The sequence below is a fragment of the Vreelandella gomseomensis genome, from assembly GCF_031451645.1.
Taxonomy (GTDB): domain Bacteria; phylum Pseudomonadota; class Gammaproteobacteria; order Pseudomonadales; family Halomonadaceae; genus Vreelandella; species Vreelandella gomseomensis.
Map to the genome: position 1 here is coordinate 255,053 of NZ_JARWAI010000003.1, position 18,248 is coordinate 273,300.

Annotated in this window: 15 protein-coding genes; 7 read left to right on the forward strand and 8 right to left on the reverse strand. The window is 61.3% G+C overall.

Annotated features, from left to right (window positions below; translation table 11 throughout):
- Window positions 1-39 precede the first annotated feature (39 nt).
- Window positions 40-1,524 carry an aldehyde dehydrogenase family protein gene (locus tag QC815_RS05290; RefSeq protein ID WP_268901849.1) on the forward strand — a complete coding sequence of 495 codons (1,485 nt, stop codon included), beginning with the start codon at window positions 40-42 and terminating at the stop codon, window positions 1,522-1,524.
- A 96-nt stretch (window positions 1,525-1,620) separates the two neighbouring features.
- On the opposite strand, the gene feaR is transcribed toward QC815_RS05290, so the two are convergent.
- Window positions 1,621-2,583: a transcriptional regulator FeaR gene (gene feaR / locus QC815_RS05295; protein ID WP_230445457.1), complete on the reverse strand. Its 963-nt coding sequence runs from the start codon at window positions 2,581-2,583 to the stop codon at window positions 1,621-1,623.
- Between the two features lie 180 nt (window positions 2,584-2,763).
- Here feaR and QC815_RS05300 point away from each other — a divergent pair, with 180 nt between their 5' ends.
- Window positions 2,764-3,702 (forward strand): helix-turn-helix domain-containing protein, encoded by a 939-nt coding sequence (locus tag QC815_RS05300; protein WP_309767340.1) that lies wholly within the window; start codon window positions 2,764-2,766, stop codon window positions 3,700-3,702.
- On the opposite strand, the gene QC815_RS05305 is transcribed toward QC815_RS05300, so the two are convergent.
- The 4 genes from QC815_RS05305 to QC815_RS05320 all read right to left on the reverse strand — a co-directional run bounded on the left by QC815_RS05305 (window position 3,699) and on the right by QC815_RS05320 (window position 7,839).
- Window positions 3,699-4,988 (reverse strand): NAD(P)/FAD-dependent oxidoreductase, encoded by a 1,290-nt coding sequence (locus tag QC815_RS05305; RefSeq protein WP_309767342.1) that lies wholly within the window; start codon window positions 4,986-4,988, stop codon window positions 3,699-3,701. The genes QC815_RS05300 and QC815_RS05305 overlap by 4 nt on opposite strands.
- A gap of 90 nt (window positions 4,989-5,078) precedes the next feature.
- Window positions 5,079-5,504: a Rid family hydrolase gene (locus QC815_RS05310; RefSeq protein WP_309767345.1), complete on the reverse strand. Its 426-nt coding sequence runs from the start codon at window positions 5,502-5,504 to the stop codon at window positions 5,079-5,081.
- Window positions 5,505-5,585: 81 nt separating this feature from the next.
- Window positions 5,586-6,725 carry an ornithine cyclodeaminase family protein gene (locus tag QC815_RS05315; protein WP_309767347.1) on the reverse strand — a complete coding sequence of 380 codons (1,140 nt, stop codon included), beginning with the start codon at window positions 6,723-6,725 and terminating at the stop codon, window positions 5,586-5,588.
- A gap of 211 nt (window positions 6,726-6,936) precedes the next feature.
- Window positions 6,937-7,839: a LysR family transcriptional regulator gene (locus tag QC815_RS05320; protein ID WP_230445452.1), complete on the reverse strand. Its 903-nt coding sequence runs from the start codon at window positions 7,837-7,839 to the stop codon at window positions 6,937-6,939.
- Window positions 7,840-7,968: 129 nt separating this feature from the next.
- Between QC815_RS05320 and QC815_RS05325 the strand changes: the two genes are divergently transcribed.
- Complete coding sequence (locus tag QC815_RS05325) at window positions 7,969-9,564, forward strand: NADH-quinone oxidoreductase subunit L (RefSeq protein WP_309767350.1); 1,596 nt, start codon at window positions 7,969-7,971, stop codon at window positions 9,562-9,564.
- Entirely contained in the window at window positions 9,561-11,939 is a 2,379-nt protein-coding gene (locus QC815_RS05330; protein ID WP_309767352.1) for a putative inorganic carbon transporter subunit DabA, read from the forward strand. The genes QC815_RS05325 and QC815_RS05330 overlap by 4 nt, the downstream gene beginning before the upstream one ends.
- Before the next feature lie 172 nt (window positions 11,940-12,111).
- Here QC815_RS05330 and QC815_RS05335 read toward each other — a convergent pair whose 3' ends face one another.
- Window positions 12,112-12,990, reverse strand: coding sequence for a YicC/YloC family endoribonuclease (locus QC815_RS05335; protein ID WP_230445449.1), 879 nt, complete (start codon window positions 12,988-12,990; stop codon window positions 12,112-12,114).
- 144 nt (window positions 12,991-13,134) lie between these two features.
- Between QC815_RS05335 and rph the strand changes: the two genes are divergently transcribed.
- On the forward strand, window positions 13,135-13,872 hold the full coding sequence (gene rph / locus QC815_RS05340) for a ribonuclease PH (RefSeq protein ID WP_230445448.1): 738 nt from the start codon (window positions 13,135-13,137) through the stop codon (window positions 13,870-13,872).
- Between the two features lie 102 nt (window positions 13,873-13,974).
- Here the strand turns inward: rph and QC815_RS05345 are convergent, their stop codons facing one another.
- Window positions 13,975-14,742 (reverse strand): exodeoxyribonuclease III, encoded by a 768-nt coding sequence (locus QC815_RS05345; protein WP_230445447.1) that lies wholly within the window; start codon window positions 14,740-14,742, stop codon window positions 13,975-13,977.
- A gap of 138 nt (window positions 14,743-14,880) precedes the next feature.
- Between QC815_RS05345 and pyrE the strand changes: the two genes are divergently transcribed.
- Window positions 14,881-15,546, forward strand: a complete 666-nt coding sequence (gene pyrE, locus QC815_RS05350; protein ID WP_309767355.1) for an orotate phosphoribosyltransferase — start codon at window positions 14,881-14,883, stop codon at window positions 15,544-15,546.
- Window positions 15,547-15,549: 3 nt separating this feature from the next.
- Here the strand turns inward: pyrE and QC815_RS05355 are convergent, their stop codons facing one another.
- Window positions 15,550-16,026, reverse strand: coding sequence for a tRNA (cytidine(34)-2'-O)-methyltransferase (locus QC815_RS05355; protein ID WP_230445445.1), 477 nt, complete (start codon window positions 16,024-16,026; stop codon window positions 15,550-15,552).
- 96 nt (window positions 16,027-16,122) lie between these two features.
- On the opposite strand from QC815_RS05355, the gene rep reads away from it, so the two are divergent.
- Window positions 16,123-18,192 carry a DNA helicase Rep gene (gene rep, locus QC815_RS05360; RefSeq protein ID WP_230445444.1) on the forward strand — a complete coding sequence of 690 codons (2,070 nt, stop codon included), beginning with the start codon at window positions 16,123-16,125 and terminating at the stop codon, window positions 18,190-18,192.
- The last annotated feature ends 56 nt before the right edge of the window (window positions 18,193-18,248 follow it).

Consider the following 18,248-nt stretch of genomic DNA (forward strand, 5'->3'; position numbering starts at 1 on the left):
TCGCCTCATTTGAAGCCTTGCATGCGCAGGAGATCGCTCATGAATCAGCACACCGCATCACAGGTCGTACAGGATTTCTTCACGCGAGCGACGGGCTCGTTCATCGACGGTGCCTTTTTGGCCGACGGCCAGGCCCGCGACGTGCTCGACCCCTCCACCGGCCAGCCGCTGACCCGGGTGGCCGAGGGCGATACATCACTGGCAGACCGGGCAGTGGCACTGACACGGCAAAGCGTCGAGGACGGCCGATGGTCGGGGATGACACCCGCCGCCCGCGAGCGGATTCTGCTACGTTTTGCGGACCTTCTGGAGGAGCACGGCGAGGAACTTGCCCAGATCGAGACCCTCAACCAGGGCAAGTCGATCAATATCGCCCGCGGCGTCGATGTCGGCTTCTCGGTCGACTTCATTCGCTACATGGCCGGCTGGACCACCAAGCTTGAGGGCAGCACCCGTGAGGTGTCCATCGGCATGCCCGAGGGCGCTAAGTTCAATACCTACACCCTTCGCCAGCCCATCGGCGTGGTGGCAGCTATCGTGCCGTGGAACTTTCCGATGATGATCGCGCTCTGGAAGGTGGTGCCGGCGCTGGCGGCGGGGTGTTCGGTGGTGCTCAAGCCCGCCTCGGAAACGCCGTTGAGCGTGTTGCGTCTGGCTGAACTGGCGGTCGAGGCAGGGGTGCCAAAAGGCGTATTCAACGTAGTGCTGGGCTCTGGCGCCACAGTCGGGACGCGTATTGCCGAGCATCCCGACGTCGGCAAGGTCACCTTCACCGGCAGCACCGCGATCGGCAAGCAGGTCGGCCATGCCGCCGTCGAGCACATGGCGCACTTCTCGCTGGAGCTGGGCGGCAAGAATCCGATGCTGGTGCTGGAGGACGCCGATATCGACAAGGCCGTCAATGGCGCGCTGCTGGGTGGATTGTTCAACCAGGGACAGGTCTGCGCGGCCGCCTCGCGGTTCTACGTGCATCGTAGCCTCCACGACACCTTCTGTGAGCGACTGGCCCAGGCCGTCGATGGCATGCAGGCAGGGCCCGGGATGGATCCGCAGGCACAGGTCAATCCGCTGGTCTCGAAGCGTCAGCAGGCGAGCGTGCAGGGCTACATCGACCGTGCCCGCGATCAGGGCGCCAACGTCCATGTAGGCAACAAGGTGCCATCCGAGGGCTTCTATGTCTCGCCCACGGTGATCAGCGGCGCCGATCACGATATGGAAATCGCCCGGGAAGAGGTGTTTGGTCCGGTACTCACGGTGATTCCCTTCGACGATGACGAGCAGGCGCTGCGGATGGTCAACGACAGCGAGCTGGGGCTGGCGGCTAGCCTCTGGACCGAGAGCCTTTCCAAAGCCATGGCGTTGACGCCACGCATCGAGGCCGGCACCGTCTGGGTCAACACCCATGTCACCCTGGATCCGGCCATGCCGTTCGGCGGGCTCAAGATGTCCGGGCTGGGCAAGGAATTCGGCCCCGAAGCGGTCAACGCCTACACCGAGCTCAAGTCGGTCTGCATCGCCTACTAGATAGACACGTACAGCGGCCGGCCGCCGTGTGATTGGCAAGATGGCCGGTGCCGATCAGCGGGTGTGCAGTACGCCCGCAGGTCGGCACGCCGCGCATCATGCGGCCCGCGCCAGGTACGCGCGACGGTATTCACGGGGCGAGCTTGCAAACTCGCGCTTGAAAGCACGGCTGAAGTGCGCCGAATCGGTAAAGCCCCATTTGTAGGCAATCTGAGTGATCGAGCGCTTGATCAGCATCGGGCTTGCCAGTTCCTCCGCACAGCGCGCCAGGCGGCGACGCTGAACGTAGCGGCACACCGTTTCGCCGTGCTGTTCGAACAGCCGATAAAGCTGGCGAACCGACATGTGGAAGGCCAACGCCAGGCGTTCCGGCCCGAGTTCGTCCTCATGCAGGTGCTGGTCGATAAACTGCTGCACGCAATTGAACAGCGTGCCATCGGCCTGCTCCATGAACGACGGCGACAGCGCCTGATGTCGGTAGATCGTCGGCAGCAGCGCCACCAGCGAGTCCGAAACCCCCTCCTCTTCTTGTTCGGCCGATGCCAGCGGCTCGGTCACCATACGATTAACCACCAGTTGCAGAATCTGGCTGCTGGCGCAGTCTGCCGTGATCTTCATGAAGGGGATCGACGTCTCGCCGAAGCGCTGGGCGACTTCACGGCGCGACAGGTGAAGCGAATCGTGCTCGATCAGTCCGTGGGGGATAACGTCACAGGCCTCGATGGAATCCATCAGCGCCATCTCGCCCGGACGCAGCACAATCGCCGTATCGTTTTGCACCAGTGTGGCGCGCCCCTGCTTCTGCACGACCAGAAAACAGTAACGATCTTCGTCGCGACGCTGGGCACGGCTGCTGGTCACCTTCTCGGCGTTCGTGACGATGTTGGCAATGTCGATGCCACCGTTGGTACGCGTCGAAACGCTGCCCTGAAAACTGCGCCGATCTCTAGGGGTGCAGTCGAAGTGACCGCAGGTCTGGCGCAGCGCGCCCAGCCAGGCATCGAACGGCATGGATGTTGCAGAGGTTGCAGGAGTCGGTGTTGAAGTCGTGTGTAGCATTGGGTCACCATTTTTATTAACATTTTAATGGTTATACTCACTTTAGATAAAAAAGCGCCTTGGCACCACCCTTCATTGGTCAAGTTTCAGGTTACCTGGTTGCACCGTGCGCTCGCACTGCACGGGTCATTTGCAAAAAGCAATTTGCGTGCCACAAGCGCCACGGGCGGGAGGCTTTTCATGACCATTGCACTGCACCACTGTCTTGATGCGGCGGAGCATGCCCAGCGTCTGGAGGGCTGGCAGCAGGAATCCAGCCAGATCGAAGCCGGTGTTTTCTCGGGCGAGATCGTGGACATATCGAGCCAAGAAATACGGCTGTTTCGTGAAAGCGCCAATCTGGGGCTCTTTCAGCAGATGCACTTTCCCGACTCGCAGTGGCACCTGGTCACGCCCATTCGCTGGCCCGGGGAGGATCTGTACGGCGCCGATACCGTGACCGTCCTGCCGCGCTGCGATCAGTTCTGGAGCGTGGCGCCCTCGAACTACGATCTGCTGGTGGTCTCCATCAACCGCTGCCGTCATGCCTGGCTTGGCCGCGATGAACATCGCCTGCGACGGCTCGACGTGCCGGTGGTGCTGTTGAACCAGGTACGCGAGCAGTGGCAGTTGATGACCGATTACCTGCGCCAGCGCCCCCGCCATGAATTGATGACCCCGGCGCTGCAGGAGTCGCTGGTGCGCCAGCTCGACGACAGCATCGAATGGCTGCTCGGCGACTGCGTTCTCTCGAACGAGCCTGATACCACCAATTACCGGACTCGGCGCTACATTGTCGACCGCTGCCAGGCACGGGTACGCGAATGCCCGGACGAACCGCCTTCGCTGATGGCCCTGTGCCATCAGTTGAGGATTTCCAGACGCACGCTGCAATACAGTTTTCAGTCCGAGGTCGGACAATCCCCCGTGCATTACCTGCGTGCCCTTCGTCTCAACGCCGTGCGTCGCAGCCTGTTACACGACCCCAGCCAGCGCCTGGCCGACGCTGCCGCGAGCCAGGGTTTTTTCCACCAAAGCTACTTTTGCCGCGAATACCGCCGCCTGTTTCAGGAGCTGCCCTCAGCCACTCGGGCGCGGGCGCTCGACACCGACCAACAGGACGCGGCGTCAGAGGTCTAGAACCGTCCGAAGCGGTAGGGTTTTGGGTCGATGATCGGCGTCTTGTCCATGATCAGATCGGCGGCGAGCTGGCCGGCGGCTGGCGAAGTGCCAAAGCCATGCCCCGAGAAACCGGAGGCCAGGGTCAGCCCGGGCACGCCGGGTACCGCATCGATGACCGGGTTGGAGTCCGGCGTGATGTCGATCATGCCCGCCCAGGCTTCTTCGATGGTCGCCTTTTCGAACACCGGCCAGGCCGCCGACAGGTGGCGGTGGGCCTCGTCGTTCAGCCCCTGGTTGATCGGCGGGTCGATGGTGCGCTCGCGCTCGAAGGGCGAGGGGCCGGTTTTCCAGCGCCGCGGCAGCGCGAGCTCCCGCCAGAAATGCTTGCCCAGCGACATCCGCAAAAGCCCCCGCTGGGCGCGTAGTGCGCTCAGGTACTTGGCGCCGACCAGCAGATGATCCAGCGTCAGCGGCGCATCGAGCGCACCGCGCTGGGTCACGATGAAGCCGCCATCCTTGTGCTTGCGAAAGGAGAAATCCGGCCCGCCCACGGCACAGTCGGTGGGGCCCTCCATGGCGGCGGTTCTGAACACCGACAGGATCAGCGGCAGCGTCGGCAGGGAGATGCCGATATTGCCCAGAAAGCGCCGCGACCCCATGCCGCCGGCCAGCAGTACCTGGTCGCACCGGATCTCGCCGCGCTCGGTCACCACCCCGCTCACCCGGCCGCTGGCGCGAGTAATGGTGCGTACCGCGCAGTGCTCGACGATCACCGCGCCACGGGCGATGGCCGCCCGGGCAATGGCGCTTGCGGCAAGTGTGGGCTCGGCGTAGCCGTCGGAGGGGGTATGGATGGCCCCCGCCCAATCGCCGCGACCGCCCGGTACCTTGGCATCGATCTCCCGCGCACTCAGCATTCGTGAATCAAGCGACAGGTCCGAAACCGACTCGAGCCAGGCTTCGTGGACGGCGAGCTGGTCGGACGTACGCGACAGGAACATGATGCCCGACTGGCGATACCCCACGTCGCTGCCGGTGCGCTCGGCCATGGTGGCCCATAGCCGGTCGGAGGCCAGCGCCAGCGGCACGTCCTCGCCGTGGCGGCTGGTCTTGCGGATCCAGCCCAGGTTGCGGGAGGACTGCTCACCGGCAATACGGCCCTTTTCCAGTACCGTGACGGGCACGCCACGCTCGGCGAGCGTCAGGGCGGCGGTCAGGCCGATAATGCCGCCACCGATGATGACTACGGTGGTCGAAGCGGGAAAGTCGTGAGAGGTCTCGACGGGGGCGATAGTCGGTGCCATGAACGCGTCCTGATCGGTCGGTGATCGAACGGGCGCCAGCCGGTATGGCCGGTCACACCCGCCCGATCAGGTTAGAAGCCGAACGACGCCTCACTGAGCGGAGGTGTCGATCCGGATGGTCTCGGCGCTGCCGGCGCCACGGTAGGCGGTCACTTCCAGCTCGACCTTGTAGACCTCGGCGCCGAGCGGCGGGCAGGTCACGGTAATGACCGGGTCGACGCCGCGCATGGTCTCGCCGAACTGGGTCATGACCGTTTCGGTATCGGCCGGGGTCTGGATGAAGATCCTCGCCGACACAATGTCGGACAGGTCGCTTTCGACCGCGCCGAGAGCGCCTTCGATGTTGGCAAAAACCTGTGTCAGCTGTTCGCTGACGTCGTCTGGAATCTCCTTGGTCACCGGGTTGCGCCCGGCGGTGTTGGAGACAAGGATCCAGTTATCGACGGCCACCACGCGCGAATAGCTGGCGTGTTCCTCGAATTTGGAGCCGGTTTTGACCTTGGTGATCGTGCTCATTATGGAAGTCTCGCTATGCAGTCGATGGGCAGCGCGGGCGCTGGCCCGAGCCAGGCATCCGCGCTGGAACTTGTCGGTGCGTTATTTCAGCGCGGGCTGATCCCAAAGGTTCAGCTTGACGCCGATGCCCTGCTCTACGGCCTTGCGGTAGACGACTGTGGCCCAGGCAACGTCTTCCACCGGCATGCCGCCGACCGACATCATGATGATCTCGTCGTCGCTTTTTCGGCCCGGACTGTCGCCGGAGACGATGGCGCCAAGGTCCTCCAGCGCCTTGGCCTCGAGCTTGCCGGCGTGGAGCATGTCCATGAACTTGACGCCGACCAGCGGAATCACGCTATGGGCAGGCTTGGGCACTTCTTCGTACCAGGCTTCGTACAGGCCGGTGTCATCGAGCACCTTGCGGATGTCCGGCGCTTCCATGCCGGCATCGAAGTTGCACGGCGCCGGCATTGCCAGAAAGGCGCCGGGCTTGACCCACTCGCGCTTGACCATCGGGTAGAGGTCGGGATTACCGACTTCGCCGGAGGCGCAGTAGGTCACGATGTCCGAATCGCGTACCACGGCTTCCTCGGAGTCGACTACCTCAATGTTGGTGACCTGCGGATAGTGCGCCTTCACCCAGTCGATAAAGCCGTTGATGTTCTTCTCGCTGCGCCCCTTGATCTTGATGGTGTCGATCTCCGGGCAGACCGCCATGAACGCGGCCACGCTCGTGCGGCCCATCACCCCCGGACCCAGCAGGCCGATAACGCGGGAATCCTTGCGCGCCAGATGGCGAGCACCGACCCCCGGTACGGCGCCGGTGCGGTAGGCCGACAGCAGATTGGCCGACATGTACGCCAACGGTGCGGCGGTGTCCGGGTCGGTCAGCGTGAACATCAGGATGGAGCGGGGCAGATCCTTTTCCCGGTTGGCGATGTTGGAGCCATACCACTTCACGCCGGAGGTGCAGAAGCTGCCACCCAGGTAAGCGGGCATCGCCATCATCCGACGGTCCGCAGTCGGTTTCGGCATGGTGGGAAAGGGCGACTCCTCCGGAAACATGATCATCGCGCCGTGGGAGTCGTTGTTGGGCCCGGCCATGCGGTAATCGCCGATGTGCAGCAGGTGGAAGACCTCTTCCATGGTGTCCACGCAGGCGCCCATATCGGTCACGCCAGCCCGAATCATGTCCTGCTCAGAGAGGTAAATGAAATCGATCCTGGTGTTGTTGTTCATTTCGTGGCCCTCGACAAGTGCTTGTTGGAATGCGGTGCCATTCATCATGCGCATCGCAGGGCAAGGGCGTTAGCACAGATCGGCAACCCGCTCGGGGGCATCGACTAATGGCTAAAAGTACGGACGATATTCCGGGCAGGGGGTCGCTGCCGGGAATAGCGTTTGAGTTGATTATCGGCGGGCTGCCGATGCGCCGGAGAGATTGCAGTGGTTATTCCATGAGTCCAGGACCTAACAGCAAGTCTTGAGGCTGATTGAGCATTTCTTGTAGTACGGATGAGTTAAATCGCCGCTGAATGGTGATGGCATAAAACTCTTCCCATACGCCCGGCAGCGCGCCGTAATCGGTGAGCGTACCCTGCTGCAGTTCGTCACGCACGACGACAGGTGGCATCACGGCAATATGCTGGGTATCCCTGGCCAGCAGGCGCATCATGGCCATGTCGTCTACCTCGGCGGCAATATTGGGGATTAGCCGGTAGTGGCTGCAGAGTTGGTCGAAGGCGAGGCGGGTGGCGTTTTCGACGCCGGGCAGGATAAGGGCGTGCTCGCTCAGCCCATGAGGGAATACCGGTGACGGCGACAGATGGGGCGATGCAATCAAGCTCACCGATTGGCGTGCCAAGCGCTGTGAGTGCCAGGGATGTTCGCTATCGCCACGCACGGGCTGGTTCGAGAGCACGACGTCCAGCTTATGAGCAGCAAGCCGCCGCAGCAGGTCATCCATACCACCGCTTTGCAATATCAAATCCAGATCATCTCGGCCCAGCAGCGGCCGCACAAATCCCTCCTGAAAGTTACGCGAGAGCGTCGCTACCGCTCCCACTCGCACCACTTCTCGATGAGCGTGTCCGCCTTCAGCGAACAGCGCGCTAAGCTCTTCACCCTGGGTGAAAATGGCCTCTGCATAATCAAAGGCAAGCCTACCTGCTTCGGAAAGATGGAGCTGGCGTCCTTCGCGGATAAACAACGCTTGGCCCAAGCGCGCTTCCAACTGGCGAATTTGCTGGGAAAGTGACGACTGCGATACGTGCAGCGACTCGGCAGTGCGGGTCAGATGACCCGATTTGGCCACTTGCCAAAAATAGTAAAGATGGTGGTAATTGAGCTTCATGACATCGCGGCCTCGACAGTGGCTTGGCTTTTCGTTCTTTTTTAAAGAACGTTTTATGAAAAATAAACTATTTTTTATATGATGACGAGAGGGGCATAGTCGTTCGCATACACCTTATGGGGAAAGGCGATGCCAACGTTTGTCGACGTGATCGTACGATTACTACTGGCGCTATGGTTGTTGATTCCAATATCGCTGCTGGTGATGGCGGGTATAAGCGCACGGGCTAGCACCCCGGCATCTTTGCAGCGGGCTTGGAAAATCGGCCGTGGTCTAACCGCGAGCGCGTTGGTGGCCAGCTTGGCGGTCGGCATACTGTTTGTGCTGGATACGCTGGGCGTTTCCACCGGCCTGCCGGAAACCGCGCGGCCGTTGGGTCTCTATCCAGATGGCCTTGCCGTTTGGATGGCCATGCTGATCAGCTTGTTAGGGACGGTGCTGCTGCACTTTGCAGAAGGCTACCTGAAGGGTGACCGTGGCGAGCGTCGTTTCTTACCCTGGTGTCAGGTTGTGTTCGCTAGCGTGATGCTGCTGGTCTTTACCCATCACCTGGTCGTGATGCTGATTGCCTGGATCGGCGTGAGCGTCGCGCTGCATCATCTTCTGACGCTATACCCTGAGCGTGTCGAAGCCCAGCGTGCTGCGTGGCAGAAGTTCGTTGTCAGCCGCATCGGTGATGCCGCGCTAATCGCTGCGGTGGCGTTTTTGTACGCGCGTTTCGGTACCTTTGAGCTGCCCGAGCTGTTCGCCGCTGCGGCTGTCACTTCCGGCGGCTGGCAGGTAGAAGCGGCATCGGTGGCGCTGGCCATCGCGGCGCTGTGTAAATGTGCCCAGGTACCGATGCACGGCTGGTTGATTAAAGTGATGGAAGCGCCTACGCCGGTCTCCGCGTTGCTTCATGCCGGGGTGATTAACCTGGGGGGATTCGTGTGGCTGCGACTCTTCCCGGTGTTTGATGGCCTCACGTTGGGGCACTACCTGCTAATTACCGTGGGAGGCTTCACCGCCCTGGTGGCGGTGATGACGATGCTGACCCAAGCCTCTGTGAAGCATGCGTTGGCGTGGTCTACCTGTGCACAAATGGGCTTTATGCTGTTTGAAATTGGCGTGGGGGCTTACACCCTGGCGCTGGCCCACCTGCTCGCACACTCCCTCTACAAGGCACACTCCTTCTTGGCCTCTGGTCGTACCGTGAGGGCAGCGCGCTGCGAACGTTTGCCGCTTGCCCCGCTGCGGCAGCGTCTTTCCCTCGCGCTGCCTGCGGCAGCACTGGCCGCAGCGGCGCTGGTGGCATGGCCTTCACTCATCAGTCACAACCCACTATTAGGGGTATTGTTGAGCTTGGCGGTGGGCAGCACGCTGCTGGGGATGCCGGTCGGGATGACCAAACCAAGGCGCCTGGCGTTGTTCGTCATGGCGCTGGCCCTGGTGCCGCTTTATGCCTTGCTGCACAGCTTGCTGGCCCCTGCGCTTCCCAGTGCTTACGCTCCGTTAACCTTGACGGCGGGGCTGCTTGGCTCACTGATGCTGGCAAGCCTGATACTGGCCGCCGGCGTAGTCATGGTGTTTCCCCAGGCAGCCTGGGTGGCGCGCTGGCGCGTGCACTTTAGCCAGGGGCTCTACCTGGCAATGCCGTTTCAACGAGCTCTGGGTAGCGTTGCTCCCTCGCGACCACGGCGGCATTCGGCGGCATTTGTTCCCGGTTTCAAAGGAGAGGGGTCATGAGTCAACCGGCTGTGCCTGAAAACTTTATGTCATCTACCCCGCAATATCAGCCGTACCATGCGTCGCTAAAGCGGGCGACCAATGCCATTGCGCCGGTGTGGCCGCTGGATCAGTGGATTGCGGTAAACCCTTGGTGGGGTCTGAGACACCAGCCTATCGAGCAGGTGAGCGACGCGCTGAGCCGCCGAGCTGGGCAGCCGATGACCATGCCCGCCGCGTTTTATCGCAGCGCTTGGGAAGCGGGGCGCATTACCCCCCACGACGTGAAGCAGGCCCTTCGCCTGGGCGGCTACGCCTATAGCGAGCAGCGTCTAGTCGACTATCTATCATCGCCCCCGGACGCCGTGACGCCCTTACGCAGTGCCTGGGACACGCTAGAAAACGCGGCGGGATTTGATCCGCTTGCGGAGAGCTGTGCCAGCTACTTCGACCAGCATCAGCAGCGTTGGCCAAACCAATCGGAAGCGTCGCTTTACGGCTTCTGGAAGCGTACGGCGCAGCACGATTTACGCTGGCCCAAAGCGCTCCGCCAAGCACTGCTAGCACTGCCGAATGAAACCAGCGAGGCCATTGAGCATATAGCCGCCGATTGGGCATTAACACCGGAAGCGTTTGAAGTGCTTGCCCATACGCTGCTGCTGCGCGTGAACGGCTGGGCTTCCTGGTGTCAGGGCATTGGCTGGCACTCGGCCCACCAACAGACGGCGGCTGGCATTACCCAGCTTGCCACGATGGTGCTGGCCTGGGAGTGGTTAGGGGTTAAACAACTCCCGCGTATTCAGCAGAGCGAGTGGCTTGCCCAATGGCAAGCCGCCGATGCCACTTTGCCCGCTCAGCATGAAGCGCTATGGTGCTGGCAACACGCCTATGAGCTTGGCTACCAGCGGGCGCTGGCCGCTACGTTGACGGCACCGAGCGCCACCCACAGCACTGCGCCAGACGTTCAGGCCGCGTTTTGTATCGACGTGCGCTCTGAACGTTTTCGTCGCCATTTAGAACATGCTGCCCCCTCGGTGGCAACCCTCGGGGTGGCAGGGTTCTTTGCTATGCCGGTTACCGATGCTGCCACTGGACCAGAACGGGCCCAGCCCCGTGTGCCAGGCTTGATAAAGCCCACTTACCGGGTAGGCGTTGCGCAGCCCCAAAAGCGCGGCGTTCAGCGCTACCAGAAAGAGAGTCAGCGTCAAAGTGTACGCCATGCCAAGTACGCGCCGCTCTCGACCTTCACCCTCGTCGAAACGACCGGCCTTGCCTGGGGCTGGAAACTGATAAAAGACACTCTGCGCAAGCAGACATCGGTGCCACAGTGCGAGGCACCCGCCGGGCTTTTCCATACCTACGACGGCGAGCCCATTGCGCGCCATGAAAAAATAGCCCTGGCTAAAAATCTGCTGACGCTGCTGGGCAGTCCTACTGCCTCGCTGCTGGTGTTGGTAGGCCATGACTCGCAAAGCGACAATAATCCGCACCACGCAGGGCTAACCTGCGGCGCCTGCGGTGGGCAAGGCGGCAGCATGAATGCGCGGGTCGCCGCTGCACTCCTGAACGACCCGGACGTTCAGCACGCCTTGCAACACGTCGCCGTATCATTACCCAACCCGTTTTATGTGCTGGCGGCGACCCACTGCACCCTGACCGACCGTGTGCATGTTTATCGGGATGAGCAGATGCCCAGGGCGCTGGAACCCGCTTTAGCCGAATTCGAAAACGGCGCGCAACGCGCTGGCGACGCCACCCGGTCAGAGCGCGCACCCGCCCTGGGCGTGGATGAAACCAACCACCGTGAGCGCTTGAGTACTCTGGCCATGCGCGGTGCTGACTGGTCTCAACCTCGTCCTGAATGGGGACTGGTAAATAACGCGGCGTTGATTTTGGCGCCGAGAGCGCGTACCCAAGGTAAGGTACTGGAAGGGCGTACATTCTTGCATGACTATCATCCCGCTCAAGATCCCGATGGAAAGGTGTTGGAAGGGCTGATGACGGCGCCCATGCTCGTCGCGAGCTGGATCAATCTGCAGTACTACGCGTCCACCGTGATGCCCCCGCTATACGGCGCTGGCAACAAGCTCCTGCATTCGGTGGTGGGCGGGCACTTGGGTGTAATCGAAGGTAATTCGCCTCAACTGCGTATCGGCCTACCGGATCAGTCGATACGTGATGGCAACACGCTTTACCACGAACCGTTGCGTCTAACCGTGGTAATTGACGCACCCAAGGATCGCATCGAAGCAATCCTTGCACGCCATTCGATGCTTGCAGACTTGGTCAACCACCGTTGGCTTTGGTTGGCTCGGTTACACAACGATGACGTCGACGTTTATTCATCGGAGGGGTGGCAGACGATAACGGCAGACGTGACATCCGGGGTCTGTTGAACGTGTCGCTCACGGCCGGGCCAAGGATAAAGACGAGCACAGCCCTTCAGGTTGCCCCGCAAAGCGCGCCATACGACCTGCTTGCGGGGCTAGTTGAGATGCTGTGAGGAATCTAGGCTAATAACCATCTGATTTATAAAGGCTTAAAAACAACATCAAACACTCAAGCACATCACTCAATATTCTGAATCTGCTCGCGCATCTGCTCGATCAGCACCTTAAGTTCCACCGCGCAGCGGGTGGTGTCGGCGACCACGGATTTGGATGAGAGCGTGTTGGCTTCGCGGTTGAGTTCCTGCATCAGGAAGTCCAGGCGGCGGCCTTTGGGGCCTTTCTGGGCCAGCTGGCGGCGCACTTCTTCCACATGGGCCGTTAGGCGGTCGAGTTCTTCGTCCACATCGGCTTTTTGCGCGACCACTACCAGCTCGGCTTCCAGGCGTTGCGGGTCGAGTTCGGTCTTGGCGACCTCCAGCCGCTCCAGCAGCTGGGCGCGTTGGCGCTCCAGAATCTGCGGCAGCAGGCCGCGCACGGTGGCGACCTGCTCGCTCACGGCGTCCAGGCGAGAGGTGATCATCTCGGCGAGCTTTGCGCCTTCTCGTGCGCGGGCGTCAATCAGCTCGTCCAACGCTTGCTCAAACAGCGTGGCAGCAGCGGCTTTGATGGCCTCTTGGTCGAGATGCTGGGTCTCCATGACGCCGGGCTGATTTAACAGGTCGAGCGTAGTGGGCACGCCGGCGTGGGGAACCTGGTGGTGCACCACGCTCAGCGCTTCGGCGATTTCCGCCAGCCGGCGGGTATTGACGGCGGGTGCCTGACTGTCCTCGGCGGCGTCAAAACGCAGGCTGCATTCGACCTTGCCGCGCGCCAGGCGGTTACGCAGGGCGTCGCGCAGCAGCGGTTCCAGGTCGCGCAGGGCGTCGGGCAAGCGAAAGTGCGGCTCCAGGTAGCGCTGATTGACCGAGCGAATCTCCACCTGCAGGGTGCCGAACGGGGCGGCCTGCTCGGCGCGGGCAAAGGCGGTCATGCTGTGGACGTGACGGGGGCTGGCCATGGGGGATTCCTGTTAATCGCGCATTTACGCCAGTTTACCCGATCTGCTGCCGGTTGCGATGTCCGCCTTGAATAGGCGCATCGGCGGTGGCATTGACGTGTACAATAGGAGGCTTTCCTACTCCAAGATTTGATGTGAGGTGCTATGCGTCCTGATGTTGTTCGCCCCAGCGGTCGCGAAGCCGACCAGCTCCGCGACATTCGCTTGACCCGCGACTACACCCGCCACGCGGAAGGCTCCGTACTGGTGGCGTTTGGCGATACCAAGGTGCTGTGTAACGCGAGCGTGGAAGCGGGCGTACCGCGCTGGCTGCGTGGCAAGCATCAGGGCTGGATCACCGCCGAGTACGGCATGCTGCCCCGCGCCACTCACTCGCGCAGCGGCCGTGAAGCGACTCGCGGCAAGCAGGGCGGCCGTACGCTGGAAATTCAACGCTTGATCGGTCGCAGCCTGCGCGCCGCGGTGAATTTGAAAAAGCTCGGCGAATTCACCATCACCGTGGATTGCGACGTCATCCAGGCCGATGGCGGCACGCGTACCGCGGCGATCACTGGCGGCTGCGTCGCCCTGGTGGATGCGATCCGCTATCTGCAGCGTGAGAAGAAAATCAAGGGCGACCCGTTCAAGCAGCTGGTCAGCGCCATTTCGGTAGGCATCTATAAGGGCGTGCCGGTGCTGGATCTGGACTACCCGGAAGACAGCAAAGCCGACACGGACTTGAACGTGGTGATGACTGAAAGCGGCGAGCTGATCGAAGTGCAGGGCACGGCGGAAGCAGGGGCGTTCAACCGCGCCGAGCTGAATGCCATGCTCGATCTGGCCGAAAAGGCGGGCGGTGAGCTACGCGAACAGCAGCGCGAAGCGCTGGGGATTCGTGGCTAAACGCCCACCCACAGCCACAACGCAACACGCCGACTCAAGGGTCGGCGTGTTGCTGATTGCCCGTTACCAGGCGGCGACGCGGGAAAGTACGCTGTCGGGTGCTTAAAGCACCAGGTCGTACTCGACGATCAACGGGGCGAATTCGGAGAAGGTCGCCTCGTAATCGATCCACGCGTCGACCACGTGGCGGCGGAAGTTGGGGCCGACCAGCTGATAGTCGATCCGCCAGCCTTCCTGGCGCTCACGGGGCACGTCCTGGTCTAGCTTCGGCCACCAGGTATATTCGCCCGCGTCGCGGTTGATTTCCCGGAAGGTGTCGATAAACCCGGTTGGGCCAAGCACCTGATCCATCCAGGCGCGCTCTTCCGGGCGAAACCCCGGGGTGAGCTGGTTGTCCGACCAGTTGGCCAAGTCGACGGTCTTGTGGGCAATGTGCCAGGTTCCGCAAATGATGTATTCGCGACGTTTGCGCGACATCTTGGTCAGGTATTCCTGGTACTGCTCCATGAACGCCTGCTTGGCTTTCTGGTCGCTTCCATCAGGCATCAGGAAGGTGGCTATACTGAAGCGGTCATAGTCCGCCTGCAGAAAGCGCCCTTCGTGGTCGCACTGGGGGAACCCAAGGCCATACATGATCGCCTTGGGGATCTTGCGGCAATACAGTGCCACACCGGAGAAACCGTCTTCCTCGGCATCCAGGAAATAGCCTTCGTAGCCTTCCGGATAGAGAATATGGTCACCCAGTTCAAAACTTTTTGCCTTGATGTTCTGCACGCAGACCACGTCGGCGTCCTGCTGAGCCAGCCAGTCCAGGAAGCCACGATCAACGGCATCACGTATACCATTGACATTGATGCTGGCAATTTTCATAAATCGTCCCTTTTGCGTCGCTGCTGTATGATACCCGACGTTTAGACGTTTGGGTAAATAGACAAACCTAATCTTGCTATTTACCTAGCTTTTATTGTTGCCTTTGCCCTACATGCCGACTGACAAGAGAAGACCGCCGTGGCCAACACTCTACAACCCTACCAGCGCGATTTCATTGCCTTTGCCATCGAGCAGGGCGTGCTCAAGTTTGGGGAGTTCACGCTCAAGTCGGGGCGAGTGAGCCCTTACTTCTTCAACGCCGGGCTGTTTCAAACCGGCCGTGCTCTGGCCAAGCTGGGCCGCTTTTACGCCCAGGCGATCGCCGATAGCGGCCTGCAGGCCGACGTGCTGTTCGGCCCGGCGTACAAGGGGATTCCCCTGGCGGCGGTGACGGCTGCAGCACTCGCCGACCATCACGACCGCGATATGCCCTATGCCTTCAATCGTAAGGAAGCCAAGACCCACGGCGAAGGCGGCAATATCGTCGGCGCACCGCTTTCTGGCGATATTCTGATCATCGACGACGTGATTACCGCCGGCACCGCCATTCGTGAGGTCATGGACCTGATCGAACAAAGCGGCGCCCGGGCGGGCGGCGTGATCATTGCCCTCGACCGTCAGGAGCGCGGCCAGGGCGAGCAGAGCGCCATTCAGGACGTTCAGACCCAGTATGGTATGCCGGTGGTCAGTATCGTCACCCTTGAGCAGGTGCTTACGTATCTTGAAGAGCATGCCGGTGGCGAGATGCTCACCTACGCTGAAGCGGTACGCGCCTACCGCGACCGCTACGGCATCGCGGGCTAGATGTTAGGGTGAGGCGAGCCCGGCACCGGCATAGCCTTGCTGGCGCCACGCCTCATAGCTGACGATGGCCACGGCGTTGGAGAGATTGAGGCTGCGGTTATTGGGCTGCATGGGCAGGCGCAGCTTCTGCGCGTCGGGTAACGCAGCGTGTACCTCGGGGGAGAGCCCGGCGGTTTCCGAGCCGAACAGCAGCACATCGCCCGGGGCAAAGGCGGCGTCGCTATGGGTGCGGCGGCCTTGGGTAGTGATCGCCCAGATGGTGCGCCCCTGCATGGCGTCTTGAAAGGCCGTAAAATCCGCGTGACGGGTGACGTTGGCCAGATCACGATAATCCAGCCCGGCGCGGCGCAGCTTTTTCTCTTCGAGATCAAAGCCCAGCGGTTCAATCAGGTGTAAACGGCAGCCGTTGTTGGCCACCAGGCGCATGATGTTCCCTGTATTGGGGGCCATGCGCGGTTCAAATAGCGCTACTTCAAACATCACCACCTGCCTATTATTGACGCATTGTGCATTCGACCAGCGCCACCGATTGTAATGGATATCTTCCAGGAACACTTGTAGAGGTCACGCTTCGCCATGACGCCCCAACCGCCAAAAAGCATTCTTAGCCGCATTAACGGGCTGAACCCACGCCAACAGGAAGCGGTGCGTTATATCGATGGTCCCTGCCTGGTACTCGCGGGGGCCGGTTCCGGCAAAACCAGCGTGATCACCACCAAGATTGCCTACCTGGTGCAGGAATGCGGCATGAGCGCGCGCAAGATTGCCGCGGTGACCTTTACCAACAAGGCCGCCCGGGAAATGAAAGAGCGCGTGGGCCAGATGCTGAAGGGAAAGGAAGGCCACGGGCTGACGGTCTCGACCTTCCACACCCTGGGGCTGAACATCATCCGCGGCGAGCTTAAAACCCTGGGCTACAAGTCGGGCTTTTCGCTATTTGACCCAGAAGATGCCAAGGCGCTGCTACGCGATTTGATGAACAAGGACGCCCAGGTGGACGCCGAACAGATCAACGCGGTGCAGAGCAAGATTTCCACCTGGAAGAACGACCTTGTGCTGCCCAGCGATGCGCTCTCGTTTGCTGCGGATGACAACGAGCACTTCGCCGCCCGGGTCTACGAGGCTTACGTGCGCCACCTTAAAGCCTACAACGCGGTGGATTTCGACGACCTGATTCTGCTGCCGGTGGTACTGCTGCAGCGCGACCCCGACGCGCTTGAGCGCTGGCGGCGCAAGATTCACTACATGCTGGTGGATGAGTACCAGGACACCAACGTGTCCCAGTACCTGCTGGTCAAACTGCTGATGGCCGAGCGGGCGACGTTTACCGTGGTCGGCGACGACGATCAGTCGATTTATGCCTGGCGTGGTGCCAGGCCGGAAAACCTGATCACCCTGGGCGAGGATTTCCCGCGCCTGAAAGTCATCAAGCTGGAGCAGAACTACCGCTCCACCGGCACCATCCTGCGCGCCGCCAACACATTGATCGCCAACAATCCCCACGTCTATGCCAAAACCCTGTGGTCAGACATGGGCGACGGCGCGCCCATTCGGGTGGTGGTCAATCGCCACGAGGAAGCCGAAGCCGAACGGGTCGCCAGCGAAATGTTCACCCGGCGGATCAAGGAACACGCCGAATGGCGGGATTTTGCGGTGCTCTACCGGGGCAACTTTCAGGCGCGGCTGCTGGAGCTCAAGCTGCAGCACTACCAGATTCCCTACAAGCTGTCGGGCGGCACGTCGTTTTTCTCGCGCAACGAGATCAAGGACACCATGGCCTATCTGCGGCTGTTGATTAACCCCGCCGACGACAACGCCTTTTTACGCATCGTCAACGTGCCGCGTCGCGAAATCGGCCCCGGCACCGTCGAAAAGCTGGCCAATTATGCGACAGAGCGTTCCATTTCGCTGTTTGCTGCCTGCCATGAGCTCGGCCTGGAGCAGGTTCTTCCCACCCGGGCGGTGGAGCGCCTGTCGCGCTTTACCCACTTTATCGACGGCGTGCGCAAGCGCATGGATCAAGGCGATGCCATTGCCGCGATTCGCGACATGCTGCGCGATATGGATTACGAGGCATGGCTGTATCAAAACGCCAGCGCGCCGACCGTCGCCGAGCGGCGCATGGCTAACGTGTGGATACTGATTGATCAGTTGGAGAAATCGCTCAACCGCGACCCGGAAGACGATACGGCGTCTGAAAGCACCGAAACCGACGGCGTCGAGGCGGCGATATCCCGCTTGGTTCTGCGCGATATCCTCGAGCAGCAGGCCGAAGAGGATGACTCCGACCGCGTGCAGCTGCTGACCATGCACGCCTCCAAGGGGCTGGAATTCCCGCATGTCTATCTAATGGGCCTGGAGGAAGACCTGCTGCCCCACCGCAACGCCATTGAAATGGGCACGGTGGAAGAAGAACGGCGCCTGGCCTACGTGGGCATTACCCGGGCCCGCCGCTCGCTGACGCTGACCCTTGCCCGCCAGCGCAAGGCCTATGGGGAGCTGATGGATTGCCAGCCCAGCCGCTTTCTGGACGAGCTGCCTGCTGAAGACCTGGAGTGGGAAGGCCGCGCAGATAAAGAAAATCCCGAGAAAAAACAGGCCCGTGGCCAGGATGCCATTGCCGGGCTGCGTTCCTTGCTGGGCTGAGGGCGCTCTGTTGACACAAGCTTATCCACAGCCGGTTGTTGCGACACCCTGTGGAT

Bases quoted from the DNA above. Each gene is read 5' to 3' on its own strand.
- QC815_RS05290 (WP_268901849.1), top strand. From the start codon at position 40: ATGAATCAGCACACCGCATCACAGGTCGTACAGGATTTCTTCACGCGA.
- feaR (WP_230445457.1), bottom strand. From the start codon at position 2,583: ATGCTACACACGACTTCAACACCGACTCCTGCAACCTCTGCAACATCC.
- QC815_RS05300 (WP_309767340.1), top strand. From the start codon at position 2,764: ATGACCATTGCACTGCACCACTGTCTTGATGCGGCGGAGCATGCCCAG.
- QC815_RS05305 (WP_309767342.1), bottom strand. From the start codon at position 4,988: ATGGCACCGACTATCGCCCCCGTCGAGACCTCTCACGACTTTCCCGCT.
- QC815_RS05310 (WP_309767345.1), bottom strand. From the start codon at position 5,504: ATGAGCACGATCACCAAGGTCAAAACCGGCTCCAAATTCGAGGAACAC.
- QC815_RS05315 (WP_309767347.1), bottom strand. From the start codon at position 6,725: ATGAACAACAACACCAGGATCGATTTCATTTACCTCTCTGAGCAGGAC.
- QC815_RS05320 (WP_230445452.1), bottom strand. From the start codon at position 7,839: ATGAAGCTCAATTACCACCATCTTTACTATTTTTGGCAAGTGGCCAAA.
- QC815_RS05325 (WP_309767350.1), top strand. From the start codon at position 7,969: ATGCCAACGTTTGTCGACGTGATCGTACGATTACTACTGGCGCTATGG.
- QC815_RS05330 (WP_309767352.1), top strand. From the start codon at position 9,561: ATGAGTCAACCGGCTGTGCCTGAAAACTTTATGTCATCTACCCCGCAA.
- QC815_RS05335 (WP_230445449.1), bottom strand. From the start codon at position 12,990: ATGGCCAGCCCCCGTCACGTCCACAGCATGACCGCCTTTGCCCGCGCC.
- rph (WP_230445448.1), top strand. From the start codon at position 13,135: ATGCGTCCTGATGTTGTTCGCCCCAGCGGTCGCGAAGCCGACCAGCTC.
- QC815_RS05345 (WP_230445447.1), bottom strand. From the start codon at position 14,742: ATGAAAATTGCCAGCATCAATGTCAATGGTATACGTGATGCCGTTGAT.
- QC815_RS05355 (WP_230445445.1), bottom strand. From the start codon at position 16,026: ATGTTTGAAGTAGCGCTATTTGAACCGCGCATGGCCCCCAATACAGGG.
- rep (WP_230445444.1), top strand. From the start codon at position 16,123: ATGACGCCCCAACCGCCAAAAAGCATTCTTAGCCGCATTAACGGGCTG.